Raw genomic sequence first — 18,382 nt, forward strand, 5'->3', positions numbered from 1 at the left:
TCATTATTAATATTCAGATATATGAAACGTACACTTATATACATGTTTGCCGCTATGTCGCTTGTGGGTTCTTCTTGTTCCGGCGACTGGCTGAATTTGAATCCATCTACTTCTGTGACTACTCCACAAGCCATCCGTACGCTTGAGGAGGCGCAAATAGCTTTGAACGGTATTTATCGCATTGCTGCTTCACATAGTTATTATGGCGACAATTATCTCTATTATGCCGATTGCCGTGGTGAAGATGTTCAAGCGCGTGTCAGCAAGGGAGCCGGAAAACGTGTATCACCTTATTATGAGTTTAATGTTACGGCAGATGATGCCTTGAATATTACCCGTGTATGGAATCAGCCTTATAGTGTCATTCATCAGGCAAATAGCCTGCTGGAAAGAATAGAGTCCGGTGCGGTTGTTACTGATGATGCTGTTGCTCTCAACTGCATCAAAGCTGAAGCGCTTGCTTTACGTGGATTGGCTTTATTCGATCTCACCCGTCTGTTTGCTATGCCCTATACCTTGAATAACGGAACTTCTTTGGGAGTACCCATCGAGATTAAAACGACTTTGCCTACTCACCAGCCTGCCCGCAATACGGTAGCCGAATGTTATCAGCAGGTGATAGACGATATGACAGGTGCATTGAAACTCTCGGCACTCTCTGCTGATAAGAAAAACGGTTATCTTAATGTATGGAGTGTCAAAGCATTACTTTCACGGGTATATCTTTATATGAATGATAATGAAAAGGCTCTTGCATTGGCCAAGGAAGTGATGAATAACGGTGGATTGTATCAGTTGTTTACACATGATGAATACCCTACTGTATGGGGAAAAGATTTCAGTTCTGAGTCACTGTTTGAATTTTACTACACTCTTTCTGAGCCTGATGGTGGGACGGGGGGAGAAGGTGCTCCAATGGTTTATGCCGATAATGTGAAGGACTGGAACAACCTTGTACTGACCAAAGCATTCCTCGATCTGTTGGGAGAAGATCCGGATGACGTGCGTCATTCATTGAATCGTTTGCCGGAGAAACCGGAAGAGGACATATTGCCCGAAGGTTCCAAGGGTTATCCTAAATATCTAAATAAGTATCCGGGCAAGACCGGAGATAATCCGCAGGATAACGACATCTGTATTATCCGTCTCTCCGAAGTTTACCTGAATGCTGCCGAGGCTGCCTTTAAGTTGGGGGGAGCAGAGAATCTAAAGTTTTCTTTGGATTGCCTTAATGCCATAGTGAGTCGTGCCAATCCTGTGAAGTCCGTGAAAGAAACGGAGTTGAGCCTGGAGCGTATACTGAAAGAACGTCGTAAGGAATTGGTAGGAGAGGGACATGCTTTCTTCGATGCTATGCGTAATGGTTTGTCTGTAAGCCGCACCGGTGGCTGGCATTTGCCTTCTGTAGCAGCTGCTGCAGTTATTAGTCCGTCTGATCCGCGGGTAGCATTACCTATTCCGCAGGCAGAGATAGATGCTAACCCGAATATGGTGCAAAATCCGCATTAATGCCTTCTGAGCCGTCAGATATATCGGATAATGAGTAGAAATACTTATGTAGTCGTATAACCAGATCCTAAGTCTGGTGCGACTACCGGTTATACATACCACATTCGCTTAATAAATATTTACTCTCTGATTTTACAAACTTATGAGTAATAAAGTTATTCACTGAGGAATCTGCGGGCCATTTCTATCAGCGTATCTTTTCCTCTTAATTCATCTTCTTGCAGCATATCTGCTTTGATGTCCGGTTCAATGCCAAACTCGATGTGATTCATCTCCGCATCAAAATGGGGGCTGGCAGAGAAACGTACGCTCCATCCGTTGGGCAGTTCGGAAGTAAAAGGCATACCCGAACCTCCTCCGGTTTTGTCTCCGATGGTGGTGACATTGGGCAGACAACGCATGTGGTTGACAAAGTCATTGGTCGCACTGAAAGAGCGGCGATTGGTTAACACTACTACCTTTTTTTGCCAGCGTACTCCGTTGGCAGGCTCCAGATAGATGGCATAAGGCTTGGAGAAGTCGTTGTGTCCGGTTCCTGTCTTATGGGAGATGTATCCCGTCAATATCTTTTCATTGGTGAAACGGGAAGCGATACGGGCGGAGTTGGTTGCATTTCCGCCGCCATTGTCGCGCACGTCGATAATCAGTCCGTTACATACCGACAGATAGGAGAGCACTTCGTCCAGATTACCGTTACCGACCGGGTCGGCGAAACTTTCGTACCGTATGTAGCCGATATTATCTTTCAGTATCTTGTATTTAAGGCCTGCTGCCGTGCGATAATCCGTACTGGCGCGTCCCAGATAGGAATCTTCCAGCAGGTCTGCACGGAAGTTGCGGGGATAGTCCTGATACCAGGCGTCGTAATAAGACACGTTGTGAGCCGAGGCCAGATTGACATGTCCGTCCTGTAGTTCGTAGAGCATTTCGCTCAATACTTCAAATAGTCCTTCGCTGCCCATATTCGGGGTGATAAGCTTTTGATACCGGGTGTGAATCTCGTCCCAGTCTATCTGTTTATAGTCGAGAAAACAGTATTGCTCGTCGATGATTTTCCACAACTGCTCGAAATTTCCCTGTGGATTATTGACAAACTCCTCTTCCCGAATGCAGGAAGAGAGAAGCCCCAGGCAGAAAATCAGGCAGAAACCCTGTTGCAGTATTCTATAAATGATCGGATTCTTCATGGCGCTTTTCTGTTAATAGGCTCTGACAGCCGGTGGCAGGGGAGTGCCGTTCTTGTTGCGGATGCGGAACAGGTCGTGTACAAATCCCACCATGAATACTTGCGAATACGTGTGTGTCTTAATTCCGTTCAGTTTGGATTGCTGAAGATCGCACAAATAGCTGAGGCGCATTTTGGTATATCTGATCGGGAAGTCGACCGATAGCATCTGCCGCAATGCGGGCTGATTGTGCAGGGAGGTGAAGCGGACCACTCCGCTGGCATGTCCGAGTGTGAATATCTCATAATAGGACTGCCCGTAGTGGGGGGAGAACATGACCCCTATTACCGGCAGATTGACCTGATAGCGCAAAGCCAGCGGATAATTTTTTATCTTGGTATGCCAGATGGCCATTCCCGAAGCGTCGAGGTTGATGTAGGCGCGTGCCGAGGCCGGATTGTTCGTATTACGTAAGTTGTAGACAAAACCGCCGTTGAAGTCTCCCATTCCTCCGGCAAGCAACTTAAAGTTGTCTGTAATGCGGAACTGATAATGCAATCCGTAGTTCCAGTTCACCAGTCCGGCAAAGGTGTTGTTGTTATCTACCCGGTTGTGAGTGTATGCCAGGTTTGCCTGAAAAAAGTTCTGAACCGAGACATTGCCGTCACCCAGAGTTGTCATACGCATGGTCTCACGGCTGATGCGGAACTCGATTCCCTTGTATTCCTGCGGAGAAAGGTAGGTGTCGAATACATTGGTGTATCCCACACCGTACATGGTGGCGCGTGTCACATAGCGGGTAGCCTGAAGTGAGTCTGTGCCGTTGCCATTTCCGTTCCCCCCGAAAGAGGGGAGAGCGGTTGCTATCATCAGTAATAGCAGTATGCTTGTTTTTACTTTCATACGCAGTTTTATCTTGGACTTGTGCTAAAACAGTTTCATCTGTCCGGTCATTTCGTCGAGTATGTCGTTTTCTGTTTTATCACTGTCCGGGTCCAGATTTTCCGGCTCTTCCCCGGTGTCATCTTCTTCGTTGTTTTGTGGCGGATCGGGGAAGCGGGTTGGCTCCAGTTCATTGATGGTTTCTACCGTATAAGTCGTGAGGCGTTTCCCTTTTGCTTTAAAACCTTTGACGGCAATGAACTCTTCGGCGTCAACGACAACAGGGTCACGGAAACTGTCATGGCCTCCGAAGATGATTTCCAATCTTGGATAATACTCGTCTGTCATCAGGATCAAGCGATTGTGTTTGTTCTCGCCCAGGTAATTCTGTTTGCGTGTAGTGGCTTCAAAGCAGAAACGTTTCAGGTACGGATAATTCTGCTGGTCGGCATCGTAAAGGGCAACTGTCCATATCTTATTGGGATCGAACTTCTCGACGATGCTTACATTGTCTTCGTAGTGATTGCTCAGGTCGAAGTTCGAAGTATAAAATTCTCCGGTATTCAGTACAACCAGAATGTTGTCGTCGCTCTGGAATTCACCCAGATATTCGCCTCGTCCGTCGTAGTTGAGGCGGAGCACGTCACGGTCAAACCACACTTTACGTCCGCCCAGTGTGGAGCCACCCCGTTGTTTCAAAACAATTTTGTGTACCGGCAGGCGTGTCAGGATGACGCCCTGGCTTTGCCGGCTGCGAATGGTCACTTCACTAAAGTCACGTTCGAAGATGATGCGTCGTACACGCGGATTCGGTTTCAAGGTGACTTTGATAATTTCCGCTTCCCCATTGGGGTTGGCGCTGAAATAGGAAATGCGTGAATCGGGCTTGCCTTGAGTCACATCGTATTCACGGTCACGTACGATGGAAGTGACTGCAAACCGTTTGATATAATGTGTTCCCTCTGCGCCGTCACGGTAGGCTACGTTGTAGATGGTACGTTTGTCATTCTTCTTAAAGACATTGACGTAAATCACGTTTTTGCCCACAAACTTCTTGTCGGCTACCGGAGTCACCATGTAACGTCCGTCGCGATAGAATATAATCACATCGTCGATATCCGAACAGCATGCCACGAATTCGTCCTTCTTTAAGGACGTTCCGATGAAGCCTTCTTCACGGTTGATATAGAGTTTTTCGTTGGCTTCCACTACCTTGGCGGCTTCGATGGTGTCGAAGTTGCGCAACTCTGTGCGACGGGGGAAGTTTTTGCCATATTTCTCTTTCAGCATCCGGTACCATTGGATGGTATATTCCACGATATTGGCCAAGTGGTTGTTGATCTCGGCAATATCTTCGTTCATGCGGGCAATCGCCTCTTCGGCCTTGTCGGAGTTGAACTTCAGGATACGCCCCATCTTGATCTCCATCAGGCGGAGGATATCGTCCTTTGTCACTTCGCGTATGAATTGTGAATAGAAAGGAGTCAACCGTCGGTCGATATGTTCACAGGCGGCATCCATGTCTTTGGATTGTTCGAACTCTTTATCTTTATAAATGCGTTCTTCGATGAATATCTTTTCAAGTGAGGCGAAATGCAGGTTTTCCTGTAGTTCGTCTTTCTTGATTTCCAGTTCCTGGCGGAGCAGGGACAATGTATTGTCGGCCGACTTTCTCAACACATGGCTGATGGTGAGGAAGTGCGGTTTCTGGTCGTCAATGACGCAGCAGTTGGGCGAGATGCTCACTTCGCAGTCCGTAAATGCATAAAGGGCATCGATTGTCTTATCGGACGAGGTGCCCGGTGCCAGGTGGACCAGAATCTCGACGTTGGCCGCCGTATTGTCGTCTACCTTGCGTATTTTTATCTTTCCTTTATCAACAGCTTTCAGGATGGAGTCGATGACCGAAGTCGTGGTTCTGCCATAAGGGATTTCGGTGATGGCCAGCGTCTTGTTGTCTACTTTATTGATCTTAGACCGTATCTTGACTGCTCCACCGCGTTCGCCGTCGTTGTATTTCGATACGTCAATAGAACCTCCGGTCTGGAAGTCGGGATATAGTTTGAATTCCTCGTTACGCAGATAGCTGATGGATGCGTCGCACAGTTCGTTGAAGTTGTGTGGCAGTATCTTGGATGAAAGTCCTACGGCGATACCTTCTACACCTTGCGCCAGCAAAAGCGGGAACTTTACCGGTAAGGTAATAGGCTCCTTGTTGCGTCCGTCGTACGACAACTTCCATTCGGTGGTTTTGGGGTTGAATACTACATCGAGTGCAAACTTCGACAAGCGTGCTTCAATATAACGAGGAGCAGCAGCACCGTCACCGGTAAGGATATTACCCCAGTTTCCCTGGCAGTCAACCAACAGGTCTTTCTGCCCCAGCTGTACCAATGCGTCACCGATGGATGCATCGCCATGAGGGTGAAACTGCATGGTATGTCCTACGATGTTGGCCACCTTATTGTACCGCCCGTCGTCCATGCGTTTCATGGAGTGCAGGATGCGGCGTTGCACCGGTTTCAGTCCGTCATTGATGTGGGGCACGGCTCGCTCGAGGATAACGTATGAAGCATAGTCCAGAAACCAATTCTGGTACATTCCTGTAAGTTGATGTTTAATGCTTTCGTTATGTGAGTCCGCCGGCTTATAGTCAGAATGTCCTTCCGTAATCTCGTTGTTCTCTTCGCTCATAAAATCAAATTTCCCTCTGGTTTTAACAACAAATTATCTTTTTTACACCATTATTGGGTGATGTGCAGGCAAAAATACGAATTTAATTGAAAAAAATCATTTACTTTGCAGATTATTTCTGAGTCTGGCTTACAGGCAGATGTACGAAATGTAAATTGTAAATGATTAAATTGTAAATAAGACGATGGCACAAGAAGATGTTTTTAAGAAGTTAGTATCACATTGCAAAGAGTACGGTTTTGTGTTCCCCTCAAGCGATATCTACGACGGACTGGGCGCGGTGTATGACTACGGACAGATGGGTGTTGAACTGAAAAACAATATTAAAAAATACTGGTGGGACAGCATGGTGCTGCTGCACGAAAACATTGTCGGCATTGACTCTGCAATCTTTATGCACCCTACCATCTGGAAGGCTTCCGGACATGTGGATGCATTTAACGATCCGTTGATTGATAATAAAGACTCTAAAAAACGCTACCGTGCCGATGTGCTGATTGAAGATCAATTGGCTAAGTACGATGATAAGATTAATAAAGAGGTGGCCAAAGCTGCCAAAAGATTTGGTGAAGCTTTCGACGAAGCTCAGTTCCGCAGCACCAATGGGCGTGTTCTTGAGCATCAGGCAAAGCGCGATGCATTGCACGAACGTTTCGCAAAAGCGCTGAACGATAACAATCTGGAAGAGCTCCGTCAGATCATTGTTGACGAAGAAATAGCTTGCCCGATTTCCGGTACTAAGAACTGGACAGAAGTTCGTCAGTTCAATCTGATGTTCTCTACCGATATGGGTTCTACTGCCGATGGTTCGATGAAGATCTATCTTCGTCCGGAGACGGCACAGGGTATCTTTGTCAATTATCTGAACGTACAGAAGACCGGCCGCATGAAAGTTCCTTTCGGTATCGCTCAGATCGGTAAAGCTTTCCGTAACGAGATTGTAGCTCGTCAGTTCATCTTCCGTATGCGTGAGTTCGAACAGATGGAGATGCAGTTCTTTGTTCGTCCGGGCAGCGAATTGGAATATTTCAAGAAATGGAAAGAAATTCGTTTGAAGTGGCACAAGGCACTGGGCTTTGGTGACGATCATTATCGTTTCCACGATCACGATAAACTGGCTCACTATGCAAACGCCGCTACCGACATTGAGTTCTTGATGCCATTTGGTTTCAAAGAAGTAGAAGGTATTCACTCCCGTACGAATTTTGACCTTTCTCAGCACGAAAAATTCTCGGGAAAGAGCATTAAGTATTTCGATCCGGAACTGAACGAATCGTATACTCCGTACGTAATCGAAACGTCGATCGGTGTTGACCGTATGTTCCTCAGTATTATGTCGGCTGCTTATTGCGAAGAGCAACTGGAAAATGGTGAAAGCCGCGTTGTATTGAAATTGCCTGCTGCATTGGCACCGGTGAAACTGGCTGTAATGCCGTTGGTAAAGAAAGACGGACTGCCTGAAAAGGCTCGTGAGATCATTGACAATCTTAAGTTCCACTTCCATTGCCAGTATGATGAAAAAGACAGTATCGGTAAACGTTACCGTCGTCAGGACGCCATCGGTACTCCGTACTGTGTGACTGTTGACCATCAGACATTGGAAGACAACTGTGTGACACTACGTAACCGCGACACTATGGAGCAGGAACGTGTGGCAATCTCTGAATTGAATAATATCATTGCCGACCGGGTAAGTATTACCTCGTTGTTGAAAACAATCCAATAACCCTTTAGCGAATGAACAAAAAAATCTATTTATTGCCGTTGCTGTTACTAGCTCTTATCTTTGTTTCCTGTGAGGAGACGAAAGAAGCTACGAAGTTTGATAACTGGCGGGCACGTAACGAAGGATATATCGATTCTTTGAAGACGGTATTTGATGAAAAAACCGATCCGGAACTGAAAGCTTTTGAGCCGGAGATAAATCCGAAGTTACGGATTTATTATAAAAAGAAGATCTCGAATGATACAGGTGCTATTCCCCTTTATACAGATTCTGTGAATGTGTTTTATCGTGGAAGTTTTATTTTTGGCGAAACATTTGACCAGAACTTTACGGGAGCTGATCCGGGGCCTTTTGATTCACCTACTAAATTTGTTATCCAAACATTTATTACGGTTGGTGGTGTCTCCGGTTGGGCTGAGATATTGCAACGTATGCGTGTCGGAGAAAGATGGCTTGTTTATATTCCGTGGGAGTTGGCTTACGGAGCAAGTGGAACTGACGATATTCCAGGCTATTCAACGCTGATCTTTGATATGCAATTGGAAGAAATATTGGATGAATAAGAATATGTAATAGAATCTCCCTGATTATTAATGCAATGGAAGAATAATCAGGGAGGATTTTGTATGTTAAGGTTTAGTATGCAGTGGTTTTACTTTACTAAATAGTTGATTTTATCGGGGTTGCCACTCCACTAATGGATAACTCCATCCATTAAACATTTTGGTACTTGGTATTCCAACTACTTCATGGATGATATAACCTTCTATATTTATAGAGTGTGATTTAGAATCCATATTTTGAACATCTATCCGGATTTCTTGGTTATACTTTACTTTTGCTAAATTGCGTTTACACACATTTAAATCTATTGAGATATTTCTTTCTTCTTTTTCTGCAACTTTCCATTTCTTTTTACCTTTCCATTCTAATTTTAAAACTAAAAATAAATTACTCCATGATTTATATGGTGGGAGGTTCTCTTTAATAATAACGGATTTAAGTTCATGTACATATTTGTATTTGGATTTACCTTCTGGAATCTTGAATTCATATTGATATGATGTTCCAATCTTTCCATATTTTGTTTCATATACAGTTCTTGTTGTTACTTCTGATTCCTCTTGGTTAACTCCTACTTGCCCATATAGAACAGGAACGGGTAGAATTTTCTCCTTAATTGATTTTACGTACATATTTCCTTTTTCAAATGCAATTACGGTATCATTTATTTGCATTTCCATTTTATGGTTGAATAGTGCTTGAAATGCTCTAGGCATTTCTGTCATGATTTCATCTTCGCAAAATTCAAGGTCTTTATATAGCGGATATTTAATACCCGAGGCACGAATCCATTCTGTTTGTTCTTCATAAGTCATGTAAGATAGTGTATCAAGGGTGTTATAAAACTCTTTTGCACTATTGAATACAATTCTGGAATCTTCTTCTTTTTGCGGATTTACTTGATTAGTCACCGTTTGATCCAATTCTGTTTCATCACATGATGAAAGTAGAATTATTGACAATAGCAAAAATAATTTAGATATGGTTTTCATATATAAAAAGATTTATGCTCTTTGAGAGAAAGAGCTTGTTATTATTTAAAAATAAAATCTCAGATTTCATTTGTTGTAAATTCTCCGGTATATGCTTTGCCATCCAGTATTAATTCAATATTATAGTTTGATTCACTTTGATTGTTGCCTAAATCGATAGAGATACTACAATCGTTTGTTGAAACATTGTAATGAATGGCTTCTCCCGTATCTAAATTCATAATTGTGACAACTGCAGTTTTATTTGTTTCTCTGAAAATAAGATCAACCGTATTTCCGCAGATAAAAGCTTCTGCGGGACAAGGTGGGGGCAGAGAACGTTGATGGTGCTGAGTTTCTACTTTCATTTTAATTTTCTTTCTTGAGGCCATTGTTTCTGCATTTATATAGCCAACACTAATGAATAAGAATAGGGTAATTAGACAGGTTAACTTTTTCATGATAAATAAATTTATGTTTCTGCAAAGATAGTCCAATACCCAAGTGATGATACTGATGTGAGATAACAATTGAAGGATTTATGATTGCTGATAATCAGTTGTTTATGAATTTTGATATAACAAGGAGGAGGAGCCGTGTGATAAAAGTTCATAAAACTCCTTCTGAAGGAGAGCTTTCATTAAAGATTATAGAAAAGGTTTGGGGACTGATTTGTTTTTTTATGCGATACTTTCTTTGGGTGAGTGCCTGGTTACTTTCAACTCTCATACAAAATTTGATTGTAGAGGTAGATAGACGCAAATATTGTAGAATGCAATAGAAGAGGTCTTCTTGTGTTAGTTTTGGATATTGTTCTCGTAACTCCTGAATTGCTTCGATGAAAACTTCGTTTATCTCTTTCTGTATGGAATTAATTTCTTTCTGTTTTTCTTCTCTTTCTTTTTTAAATTTGGCTGTTTCTATTGCATGTAATTTTTTATATGATGTGGAAGTATGAAATAGTCGTGTACATATTTGAAGTGTTCTTTTCCATAATTCAACTTGTTGCTGCTTTAGTTCTTCTTTTTTTAATTCTTTATTCCTTTCCGCAATATATGTATTACTATCAATTAGCGTTTTGATTTTCTCTTTTAATTCATCTTTTTCTATTTGGTTATTTCTTAATTCACATTGTATTTTAATGTATACTTTTTTTCTTTTATTATCTTTATAAAGAAAGATAAATGTGATACACGCAATGAGTAATAATGTAGTTACAATAAGAAAAGCTGTATGCTTTTGCCGTTTTATAACTTCGGCCTGTTGTAATGTCTCTGTCGCATGTTGCTTTAGTATGTGACTGATTTCCGCACTATGGTTTAAATCTTGTATAGAATCATATAGAATGAGAGACGTGTCATTGTATAGAATTGCATCATTTAATTCTCCTTGTTCTTTTTTTATTTCATATAGAGCTTGGTATGCCGATGCCTGTGTATTTAAGTCTGAACTTTTTTTAGCTAAATTGATATAATAAAAAGCAGAATCCAATTGATTCAGATTGTGTAATATTTCTCCTTTCCAAAAATACATAGCAGATAGATCGCTACTGCGTGGAGCATATTGAATAGAGCGTACTATATAACTATATGCCGCTTCATAGAGGTTTTTATTGTCATAAATCCGGGAAATATCACAAAATAAGATAGACTGCCATGTAGAGTCATTGGTACTTGATGCAATGGTGAGAGCTGTTTGGTAATATTTAAGAGCTTTCTCAAACTGTTCTTGAATAGCATATATGCTTGCCATTCCTCGAAGTGGGTATAGGATATTCTTGCTATTGTATTGTTTATAAATGTAGTATGCGTCTTTATATACTTCTAAGGCTTTGTCATAAAAATCTTGGTTTTTATAGCATGTACCCAAATTATCGTATATCAAAGTTAATAATGTGTCATGATCTGATGTTGCTTTTTCTGCAATGAGATAAGAGTTAATGGCTTTTGCATAATCATTATTGTTTTGATAAAATCGTCCTAAATAAAAGTATGCTTTTGCTTTATTGTTATCTTTTGATAAGTGATCATAATGATTTATAGCAATCAAAATTAATGAATCGTTGATTAATTGATGGCCGGCTTTATCCTGTGCTTGTGCTAATAATAATGCGTATTTTGCGTTTTCTGAAACAGATAAATCTGTTTGATTTATTGTTTTTAATAATTTAAACGCACTATCGGGTTGATATTCCATAATGGAATCTGCTAGAAAGATGGTTCTGTTTATTTGCTGATGCCGTGAACAAGAATAAATGATAGTGAATCCTAAAAATAACAGTATTATATTTAGTAAATATTGTCTCATCTTTATATTTTTGCTTATTCGGAAGGTAAAGGTAACAAATTTTGTAAAAATAATAATTGATATTACTTTTAAAATTTTGATAGAATGGAATATATCAACGATTTAATCCGACGGAAAGACCGCCTTTTATCGGAAGACGAAGCAATGAGTTTACTTGAAAATGGAGAATACGGAGTGTTATCTATTTCTTCAACTGAAGAAGGTGTTTATGGCATTCCCATTAATTATGTATGGGATAAACAACAGTCTATCTATTTTCATTGTGCTCCCGAAGGGCATAAGCTTTGTATACTTCAAAACTGTAATCAGGCATCGTTTTGCGTGGTAGGACGCACGCGCGTTGTTTCCAATCAATTTAGTACCGAGTATGAAAGTATTGTGATTAACGGGACTATGATTTGTCAGTTAGAAGAAACTGAGAAGCGAAAGGCATTGGAACTTCTGCTTGATAAATATTCTCCAGAAGATAAAAAGGTGGGGTTGAAGTATATAGAAAAGTCTTTTCATCGTACCCACGTCTTGAAACTTGTTATTAAAGTAATATCCGGTAAGTGTAAGAAAATAAATCAGCACTGTCAGGATTATTAAGAAGCCCCTACCTTATCTCTCCTTTATTTATCTTTTGTTTTTTAGCATGGGTTGTTTTTCTTTCGCAAATGTAATCTGGATTACATTCTTTTTAAATGGAAATCCCTTTCTTTGCATAAATACATAGCATAATACATACTATGAAGGTAAAAGAATATATCCAATGGTTACTCCCTTCGCGTAAGTGGAGAGTACTTGCGATCATTATAACAGGTGTGATTGTAGGTGGAGGGGCTCTGACCCTTTATATGCTTCGGGCACATACCTATCTGACCGATGATCCGGCTGCCTGTGTCAACTGTCATATCATGGGACCTTATTATGCAACCTGGTTCCATAGTTCGCATAGCAGGAATGCTACGTGCAATGACTGTCATGTTCCCTACGAAAATCCTGTGAAGAAATGGGTGTTCAAGGGAATGGATGGCATGCGTCACGTTGCTGTATTTCTGACACGGGGCGAGAAGGATGTGCTTCGTGCCAATAAAGAGAGTGCGGAGGTGATTATGAACAATTGCATTCAAAAGCGAGTTTAATGGCAATGAAGCGGTAGATGTGCTTGAACAGCGCCCTGAGATGGTGGTGCTATGGGGCGGTTGGCTATTTCGAAAGTACTGGCTCAGCACGGCTACACGGCTGACGTTCCGATGCCTGATATTTCGACAAAGGAAAAAGCACAGGAATACATCGGTCTGGATATGGAGAAAGAGCGTAAGGCGAAAGACAAAATAGTACCTGAGTGGTTGGAGAAAGCGAAGGGCAACGGTCGTCTGGCTAAACTGTAGACTATGTGGCAGAAACCTTGGGGATATAAAGAGGGGTTTGCTATCTGTGGCGGGCTCTTTCTTACAGGCACTTTCCTGCAAATAACGATAGGAAAATGTGAGCTTTCCATTCTTTCATACGATTTTATATATGTATTTTTTTCCTTATATTTTGTGTTTTATTGAGGTAAAATGCAAAATGTAAGGATTCTTTTTTATAAAGTATATATTAATTATGGAATATATCAATGATCTAATCAGGCGGAAAGATCGCCTTTTACCGGGAAGCTATGATGTTGCTTGAGAATGGGGAATGCGGGGTACTTTCCATGGTCTCACCCGAAGAAGATGTTTCATAACTCACCACAGAATTACACAGATTTGCACAAAACGATTTTTAATCTGCTGACAACCAATAATATTTATCTGTGTAAATCCCGTGTAATATGTGGTGAATACAAGTATTGACACATCCCCCTTTGATTTTCCGGATTGCCTGTTCTTTCCATAAAAGTCCGGTATTTAGCCTCTTGTGGCGTGGTATACAGATGCTTGCTCAATTCTTCATGTATCAATTAAGGTATTGGGAATTGTAGCGTTAGGTTGGTGGAAGGAAGAGGAAGTGCTTTAAACCGATGGAAGGGAGTATAATGACCCTTTCATCGTTTTTTTGTGAACGTTCTTGTTCCGTTCAACTGTCAGGCGGTGGGATCATCTACGATATCATCGTCCCCTTCTCCGACAGCGGCATCTTTGCCACCTTATTCTACCCAGAAGATATTGTCACTGAAGAGGGTGCAGGGCATTGTGGCGCTGCCTTCTTTGCGATGGGTTTCGGAGATAAAATGCACACGTACGCTATTCCTCCTAAATCACTATTTCCCAAAAGAGATCTGTTAAATCCGACATAATCAGGGTCCTGATAGACGATACCATGCGGGGAAAGATATGCTGGAAAGTCAACTTCGAATAAGCCAAAGCCTTTTTCTGCCAGTTCTTTTTCTTTTGCGTAAACAGTATGAAACCTTCTGATAAAACATAAAATATGAAAAGTATTTCATAAATACAATCTTTACAATTGGGATTCAATCTTTTTCTTAAACATCTCTCTATTCCCACTTTGATCAGATCGCCAATCAACCTCACTGAACATCCAGATATCATTAATCTCTGCCAAGTGGATCAGTTCATCCAGAATTTTTCTACGTTTTTCTACCGTACCGTATTTCAGCCGTAACTGTACGTACATCAATGGCATCCGGTCCTTTTGTACCCGGGCCAATAACAGTGAGTCATGCGCTACACTCTGTTCAGCCAGATCGAACAATTTATTATATTGATTGATACAAACTTCTGAAAGATAACCATTCCGATGGGCTTCAGGCTCTCCATCCATAGAAAGTCGGAGTTTCGACTTCTTCAGTTCACTTTCCATCAACGAAATATATTGTTTGATATACTTCCCTGAAATACCATAATATCCCTGTAAAAAATCATCCATCACCTTTTCTACGTCACAATCCGGATTCCAAAGTAATTTACTGAGCAAATAGCCTCTAAGTTCCGCAAATTCTCCTCCTTTTTCTCGGTTCCCTTGGCAAAATATACCTGTAGCATGGTTTTTTGTATAAAACTGGATGTTGCTTTGCATCACATCAAAGTTAGGAAAAGGAGACACTAAGTTCTGAAACTGAATCACATAATCCCAGACAATAATATCCTTGCATATTTTTCCCCACGACTCCATATCTTTTCTGAAAGAGATATGAAGGGGAGAAGTACCGATAGGTTCGTTTATCCCGTCACGAGCCGTTTCTATAGCACACAGCTGTATGGCCACGTTGGATGCAGGCTTCGTATATTTCGGTGCTTTACGCGAATAAATATAAGCCAACGTCGCGATCTTTTTATCGGGGAATTGTGCAGCCACTTTATTTACATAATTCAGAATAGACCCACTGGGACTACCGTCATATTTGTCTAAAGCCATACAATGACTGCATGTGCAATTTCCATTTCCATCCATTTGGCTCACGCTCCAATAGTAAGCCAATGAATCGGCCCACAATGGCAATCCGGTCATAGGTTTTACCATATCTTTTTTTAATTGTTCTACGGACAACGACAGCACATCTGGATTTGTCAGGCAAAGTTGTGTTCCCCCTTCCGGACCTGCAGGTGGAATTCTCTTTCCATTTATTTCCGAGAAATATTCGGGATGTGATTTATATAAAGACGGAGGAACCATCGTGTAAAGTGAGTGACACCAGTATCCCCATCCGGCATTAGCTCCTCCTTTGACTGCAAAACGATTGGGTTGCACCTGCCCCTGCTTTAGCGCATTACCATTTAACTTCAACACCCCTGCCAAATACGAATCAAACAAATCATAATAATATACTTCCCTCCATTTGACGGGCGGCGTATAAGCCAGTTTACCGTTCTGAAGGGTAACCGATCCTTTGAAAGGGATGTAAAAAGCATCAGAAGCGTACCATCTGCAATTCAGATATTCTTCTAAAAAAGAATAAACGCCATACAAGACACCACGCGCATTTCCTCCTGAAATAGAGAACAAGTTGTCTTTTATTTCAATAATGTAACCATCCTCTCCGGGGTGCTCTCCGGAAGAGAACGAATCAGGTAGGATAGCCGACGTTTTTGTACCAAAAATCAATTGATTGGCCTTGCATACATCGTTTCTTTTGAATACACACATTGCTCCGGTCGTCCGATGCAAGTAATCCTCTAGCTCTTTAGCAGCATAGTCTACCACCCGAGAAGTATTAAGTGACGTATAAATTATATAGGTGTTTTTTTTCTGAATAGTCACTTTCGAAAAGCAACAGTAAAAGCCGTTGAAGGTCATTAAAATCATCAATAAGATATGTCTCATAATCATGCGTTTAATTATTTTAGAAGGTGTGACTGTGGAAACCTTTACCAAGACACACCTTTCTTTGTTAGTACAATGTAGAGCTTCCATAGTCCCGCATTGCATCGCGTATCCCTACTTAATCATTTTACATATAACTGTCCATTCTTTTTGAGTCTTTCCGTCCGCTGCTGTCACGACGTATTTACATTCGTTCGAGAAGTTTCCGAATTTCCCCAGTATCGGTGCATTGCCAATCGGACTTATAGTAGCAGCAGTCGAAATTGTGGCCATTCCTACTATGTTGTCCAAGCTCACCTGAGCACGTATGCTTTCAGTAAACATACTCGGATTACCTGCTTCGGGAACTGTGATGGTACAATAGATGACATCGCCTTCTATTTTACAATCTGTGGCCAAACTCACCACTCCTAATTGAGTGTTATTAGGATTCGTCTCATTCAACGGGCGCTCCCAACGATATTCAAATTGAAAATTTTTAAGATCGGTATCGTCAAAAGATTCTAATTCATCCAATCCGCCGGTCAAACAAGAGGAGTTTAAAACAATCATCAGCAATACGCTTATGATTTGTGCCATTTGTCTAATATATGTTTTCATATTATTTACCATTGTGGATTTTGATTAATATTGGGGTTAGATATTGTTTCAGATTCCGGAATCGGGAAGTACATGCGTTTGGGCCAAGAAAAAATCTTATCACTACCAGTGCTACTTCCGTGTCTGTCGTCTGTTACTTCAAAGGTTCCGTCTTCGCCATCAATAATAATCGCAGAAGTACGTTTGTTAAATTCAGGAACCTTAGTTGCATTCTCCGCTTTCGCCCAACGAATGACGCTGAAATAGCGGTCACCTTCTAAAACAAGTTCTACACGACGTTCCACTTTATAATTCTTCCAGAATACGTCTGCCGTGACATCCTCTGGCAACGCGGGCAATCCTCCGTGTTGAACACGTGTCTGATTCATGAACTGTACCGCTTCCTTTATCTGCCCTTTCCGTCCCAAAGCCTCAGCGTAATTCAAGCTGGCTTCACCCAGACGCAGCAAAATGTATCTGAAATTATACAAAATTTGATATCCGGGGAGAGTATTGTCCAATTCATAAATGTATTTGCGCCACATGTATCCGCTCTGTGTCATAAAACCGTGATTCTGTGTATTCTCCCAAAAACAGTTCCCCAGCGTATTCATCTCAATAGGTGAAGTGAAATACAACGTACTGTCACGACAGATTGTAGCATCCATACGTTTATCCCTATTACTGTACATAATGGAAGCACGCTTTACGGGTGCATTTATCCAACGGGCCGTTTCCGTATAAGGCTTTGCCGTACCGTCTCCATCCACATCAATGGCTAAATAGGCCTCAGATAGGTCATGTGAGGGCCAATTGCTACACCATGCATCTATCTTTTCATTAAAATTCGAACCTTTCGTGTTACGCCCCGGTGCCATAGTCCCGGCGACGTACATAGGGAGCAAATTATCACAATATTGCTTTTTATCGCCTAATGTGAAATAAAATTGAATTTCTTTTGATTCCACAGGATAAGTATAGCTTCCAAACATCTTTCGATATTCAGGATCGATAGTCCAATTTGCAGCCTCTTCGCCCTCAAACAACTGTTTCCCGGCAGCAATCACTTCATCATATAATCCTCCGTCCAAAGCCACTCTGGTCAGCAAAGTGAGAGCCGCTCCTTTTGTAAAACGTTCCTTATTCGCCTTAGTAGGTAAATCCGGGATTGCCTTTTTCAGCTCTTCTACCATAAAACGGTAAGTTTCTTCTTCAGATGTACGAGGTAACTTCATTTCGTCATTCGGAGTCATTAGCTTGTCTACCAACATGACTCCTCCCCATCTGCGTGCCATCCAACTATACACCATTACGCGCAAACAACGTGCTTCCGCAATATATTGCTTACAGTATTTCTCTTCGATATTCGAATTATCCGTTAGATTCTCGATAATCAAAGATGCCTTTCTGATGTAGCTATAGCGGTTATAGTTCCCAACAACGTCATTTATGTTGGTAGGAGAAATACCTTCGGAAGCCACTGTATTATTATCTTTTGTCCAGATATTATCCGTCCAAGCTTCTGTACGCAAGCACTCTGTATTGTTATCACCTGAACAATATAAGTCTTTTAAAACACTCCAATATGTTTCTTTTAGGACATTTTCAGCCAACCCCCGATCTTTCCAGACCACAAGTTCATTATAAGTGTCCAACGGTTCCGTGTCAAGTACATCACACGATGCAAACAGGCTGGTAAAAGCAATAATGAAATAAATATATTTTTTCATAACGCA

The 18,382-nt window shown here is 41.5% G+C and carries 14 protein-coding genes and 2 pseudogenes; 7 read left to right on the plus strand and 9 right to left on the minus strand.

The annotated features are described in order from the left end of the window. The first annotated feature begins 21 nt into the window (after window positions 1–21). The gene (locus tag BSHG_RS15570) at window positions 22–1,509 is read left to right on the plus strand and encodes a RagB/SusD family nutrient uptake outer membrane protein (RefSeq protein WP_005784195.1); all 1,488 of its coding nucleotides are present in this window, start codon (window positions 22–24) and stop codon (window positions 1,507–1,509) included. A 155-nt stretch (window positions 1,510–1,664) separates the two neighbouring features. Here BSHG_RS15570 and BSHG_RS15565 read toward each other — a convergent pair whose 3' ends face one another. From BSHG_RS15565 to BSHG_RS15555, 3 genes are read right to left on the minus strand one after another with little or no spacing between them, the layout of a single operon-like run. After that, window positions 1,665–2,696, minus strand: a complete 1,032-nt coding sequence (locus BSHG_RS15565) for a S41 family peptidase (RefSeq protein ID WP_005801668.1) — start codon at window positions 2,694–2,696, stop codon at window positions 1,665–1,667. A gap of 12 nt (window positions 2,697–2,708) precedes the next feature. Further along, complete coding sequence (locus tag BSHG_RS15560) at window positions 2,709–3,578, minus strand: DUF3316 domain-containing protein (protein ID WP_005801667.1); 870 nt, start codon at window positions 3,576–3,578, stop codon at window positions 2,709–2,711. 24 nt (window positions 3,579–3,602) lie between these two features. Then, window positions 3,603–6,251 carry a DNA gyrase/topoisomerase IV subunit A gene (locus tag BSHG_RS15555; protein ID WP_005784201.1) on the minus strand — a complete coding sequence of 883 codons (2,649 nt, stop codon included), beginning with the start codon at window positions 6,249–6,251 and terminating at the stop codon, window positions 3,603–3,605. A 184-nt stretch (window positions 6,252–6,435) separates the two neighbouring features. On the opposite strand from BSHG_RS15555, the gene BSHG_RS15550 reads away from it, so the two are divergent. Together BSHG_RS15550 and BSHG_RS15545 are read left to right on the plus strand one after the other, a co-directional pair. Continuing rightward, on the plus strand, window positions 6,436–7,977 hold the full coding sequence (locus BSHG_RS15550) for a glycine--tRNA ligase (protein WP_005784203.1): 1,542 nt from the start codon (window positions 6,436–6,438) through the stop codon (window positions 7,975–7,977). 11 nt (window positions 7,978–7,988) lie between these two features. Further along, a complete protein-coding gene (locus tag BSHG_RS15545; RefSeq protein ID WP_005796621.1) occupies window positions 7,989–8,540 on the plus strand; it encodes an FKBP-type peptidyl-prolyl cis-trans isomerase in 552 nt (183 codons plus the stop codon). A gap of 111 nt (window positions 8,541–8,651) precedes the next feature. Here BSHG_RS15545 and BSHG_RS15540 read toward each other — a convergent pair whose 3' ends face one another. The 3 genes from BSHG_RS15540 to BSHG_RS22960 form a co-directional block, all read right to left on the minus strand. After that, a complete protein-coding gene (locus BSHG_RS15540) occupies window positions 8,652–9,533 on the minus strand; it encodes a hypothetical protein (RefSeq protein WP_008658162.1) in 882 nt (293 codons plus the stop codon). Between the two features lie 59 nt (window positions 9,534–9,592). Further along, on the minus strand, window positions 9,593–9,973 hold the full coding sequence (locus tag BSHG_RS15535; RefSeq protein ID WP_008658164.1) for a DUF3244 domain-containing protein: 381 nt from the start codon (window positions 9,971–9,973) through the stop codon (window positions 9,593–9,595). A 148-nt stretch (window positions 9,974–10,121) separates the two neighbouring features. Then, window positions 10,122–11,819, minus strand: a complete 1,698-nt coding sequence (locus BSHG_RS22960; RefSeq protein ID WP_005796618.1) for a tetratricopeptide repeat protein — start codon at window positions 11,817–11,819, stop codon at window positions 10,122–10,124. A gap of 84 nt (window positions 11,820–11,903) precedes the next feature. Between BSHG_RS22960 and BSHG_RS15525 the strand changes: the two genes are divergently transcribed. From BSHG_RS15525 to BSHG_RS22970, 4 genes and pseudogenes are all read left to right on the plus strand, one after another. Next, entirely contained in the window at window positions 11,904–12,407 is a 504-nt protein-coding gene (locus BSHG_RS15525) for a pyridoxamine 5'-phosphate oxidase family protein (protein ID WP_008658167.1), read from the plus strand. A 140-nt stretch (window positions 12,408–12,547) separates the two neighbouring features. Then, window positions 12,548–12,931: pseudogene (gene nrfH, locus BSHG_RS15520) on the plus strand (cytochrome c nitrite reductase small subunit); the annotation flags it as partial. A 66-nt stretch (window positions 12,932–12,997) separates the two neighbouring features. After that, window positions 12,998–13,192 (plus strand): annotated as a pseudogene (locus tag BSHG_RS15515) (ammonia-forming cytochrome c nitrite reductase subunit c552); the annotation flags it as partial. 614 nt (window positions 13,193–13,806) lie between these two features. After that, window positions 13,807–14,082 carry a hypothetical protein gene (locus BSHG_RS22970; RefSeq protein ID WP_014298193.1) on the plus strand — a complete coding sequence of 92 codons (276 nt, stop codon included), beginning with the start codon at window positions 13,807–13,809 and terminating at the stop codon, window positions 14,080–14,082. Window positions 14,083–14,243: 161 nt separating this feature from the next. Here the strand turns inward: BSHG_RS22970 and BSHG_RS15510 are convergent, their stop codons facing one another. The 3 genes from BSHG_RS15510 to BSHG_RS15500 all read right to left on the minus strand — a co-directional run bounded on the left by BSHG_RS15510 (window position 14,244) and on the right by BSHG_RS15500 (window position 18,376). Continuing rightward, complete coding sequence (locus tag BSHG_RS15510) at window positions 14,244–16,067, minus strand: DUF4838 domain-containing protein (RefSeq protein ID WP_158306826.1); 1,824 nt, start codon at window positions 16,065–16,067, stop codon at window positions 14,244–14,246. A 114-nt stretch (window positions 16,068–16,181) separates the two neighbouring features. Beyond that, a complete protein-coding gene (locus tag BSHG_RS15505) occupies window positions 16,182–16,667 on the minus strand; it encodes a DUF5018-related domain-containing protein (protein WP_014298195.1) in 486 nt (161 codons plus the stop codon). Window positions 16,668–16,672: 5 nt separating this feature from the next. Beyond that, window positions 16,673–18,376: a RagB/SusD family nutrient uptake outer membrane protein gene (locus BSHG_RS15500; protein WP_008658178.1), complete on the minus strand. Its 1,704-nt coding sequence runs from the start codon at window positions 18,374–18,376 to the stop codon at window positions 16,673–16,675. Between the last annotated feature and the right edge of the window lie 6 nt (window positions 18,377–18,382).

Source organism: Bacteroides sp. 3_2_5, from assembly GCF_000159855.2.
GTDB lineage: Bacteria > Bacteroidota > Bacteroidia > Bacteroidales > Bacteroidaceae > Bacteroides > Bacteroides fragilis.

What these genes read in the sequence shown, in the direction of transcription:
- BSHG_RS15570 (WP_005784195.1), top strand. Translation starts at nt 22, where the DNA reads ATGAAACGTACACTTATATACATGTTTGCCGCTATGTCGCTTGTGGGT.
- BSHG_RS15565 (WP_005801668.1), bottom strand. Translation starts at nt 2,696, where the DNA reads ATGAAGAATCCGATCATTTATAGAATACTGCAACAGGGTTTCTGCCTG.
- BSHG_RS15560 (WP_005801667.1), bottom strand. Translation starts at nt 3,578, where the DNA reads ATGAAAGTAAAAACAAGCATACTGCTATTACTGATGATAGCAACCGCT.
- BSHG_RS15555 (WP_005784201.1), bottom strand. Translation starts at nt 6,251, where the DNA reads ATGAGCGAAGAGAACAACGAGATTACGGAAGGACATTCTGACTATAAG.
- BSHG_RS15550 (WP_005784203.1), top strand. Translation starts at nt 6,436, where the DNA reads ATGGCACAAGAAGATGTTTTTAAGAAGTTAGTATCACATTGCAAAGAG.
- BSHG_RS15545 (WP_005796621.1), top strand. Translation starts at nt 7,989, where the DNA reads ATGAACAAAAAAATCTATTTATTGCCGTTGCTGTTACTAGCTCTTATC.
- BSHG_RS15540 (WP_008658162.1), bottom strand. Translation starts at nt 9,533, where the DNA reads ATGAAAACCATATCTAAATTATTTTTGCTATTGTCAATAATTCTACTT.
- BSHG_RS15535 (WP_008658164.1), bottom strand. Translation starts at nt 9,973, where the DNA reads ATGAAAAAGTTAACCTGTCTAATTACCCTATTCTTATTCATTAGTGTT.
- BSHG_RS22960 (WP_005796618.1), bottom strand. Translation starts at nt 11,819, where the DNA reads ATGAGACAATATTTACTAAATATAATACTGTTATTTTTAGGATTCACT.
- BSHG_RS15525 (WP_008658167.1), top strand. Translation starts at nt 11,904, where the DNA reads ATGGAATATATCAACGATTTAATCCGACGGAAAGACCGCCTTTTATCG.
- BSHG_RS22970 (WP_014298193.1), top strand. Translation starts at nt 13,807, where the DNA reads ATGGAAGGGAGTATAATGACCCTTTCATCGTTTTTTTGTGAACGTTCT.
- BSHG_RS15510 (WP_158306826.1), bottom strand. Translation starts at nt 16,067, where the DNA reads ATGAGACATATCTTATTGATGATTTTAATGACCTTCAACGGCTTTTAC.
- BSHG_RS15505 (WP_014298195.1), bottom strand. Translation starts at nt 16,667, where the DNA reads ATGAAAACATATATTAGACAAATGGCACAAATCATAAGCGTATTGCTG.
- BSHG_RS15500 (WP_008658178.1), bottom strand. Translation starts at nt 18,376, where the DNA reads ATGAAAAAATATATTTATTTCATTATTGCTTTTACCAGCCTGTTTGCA.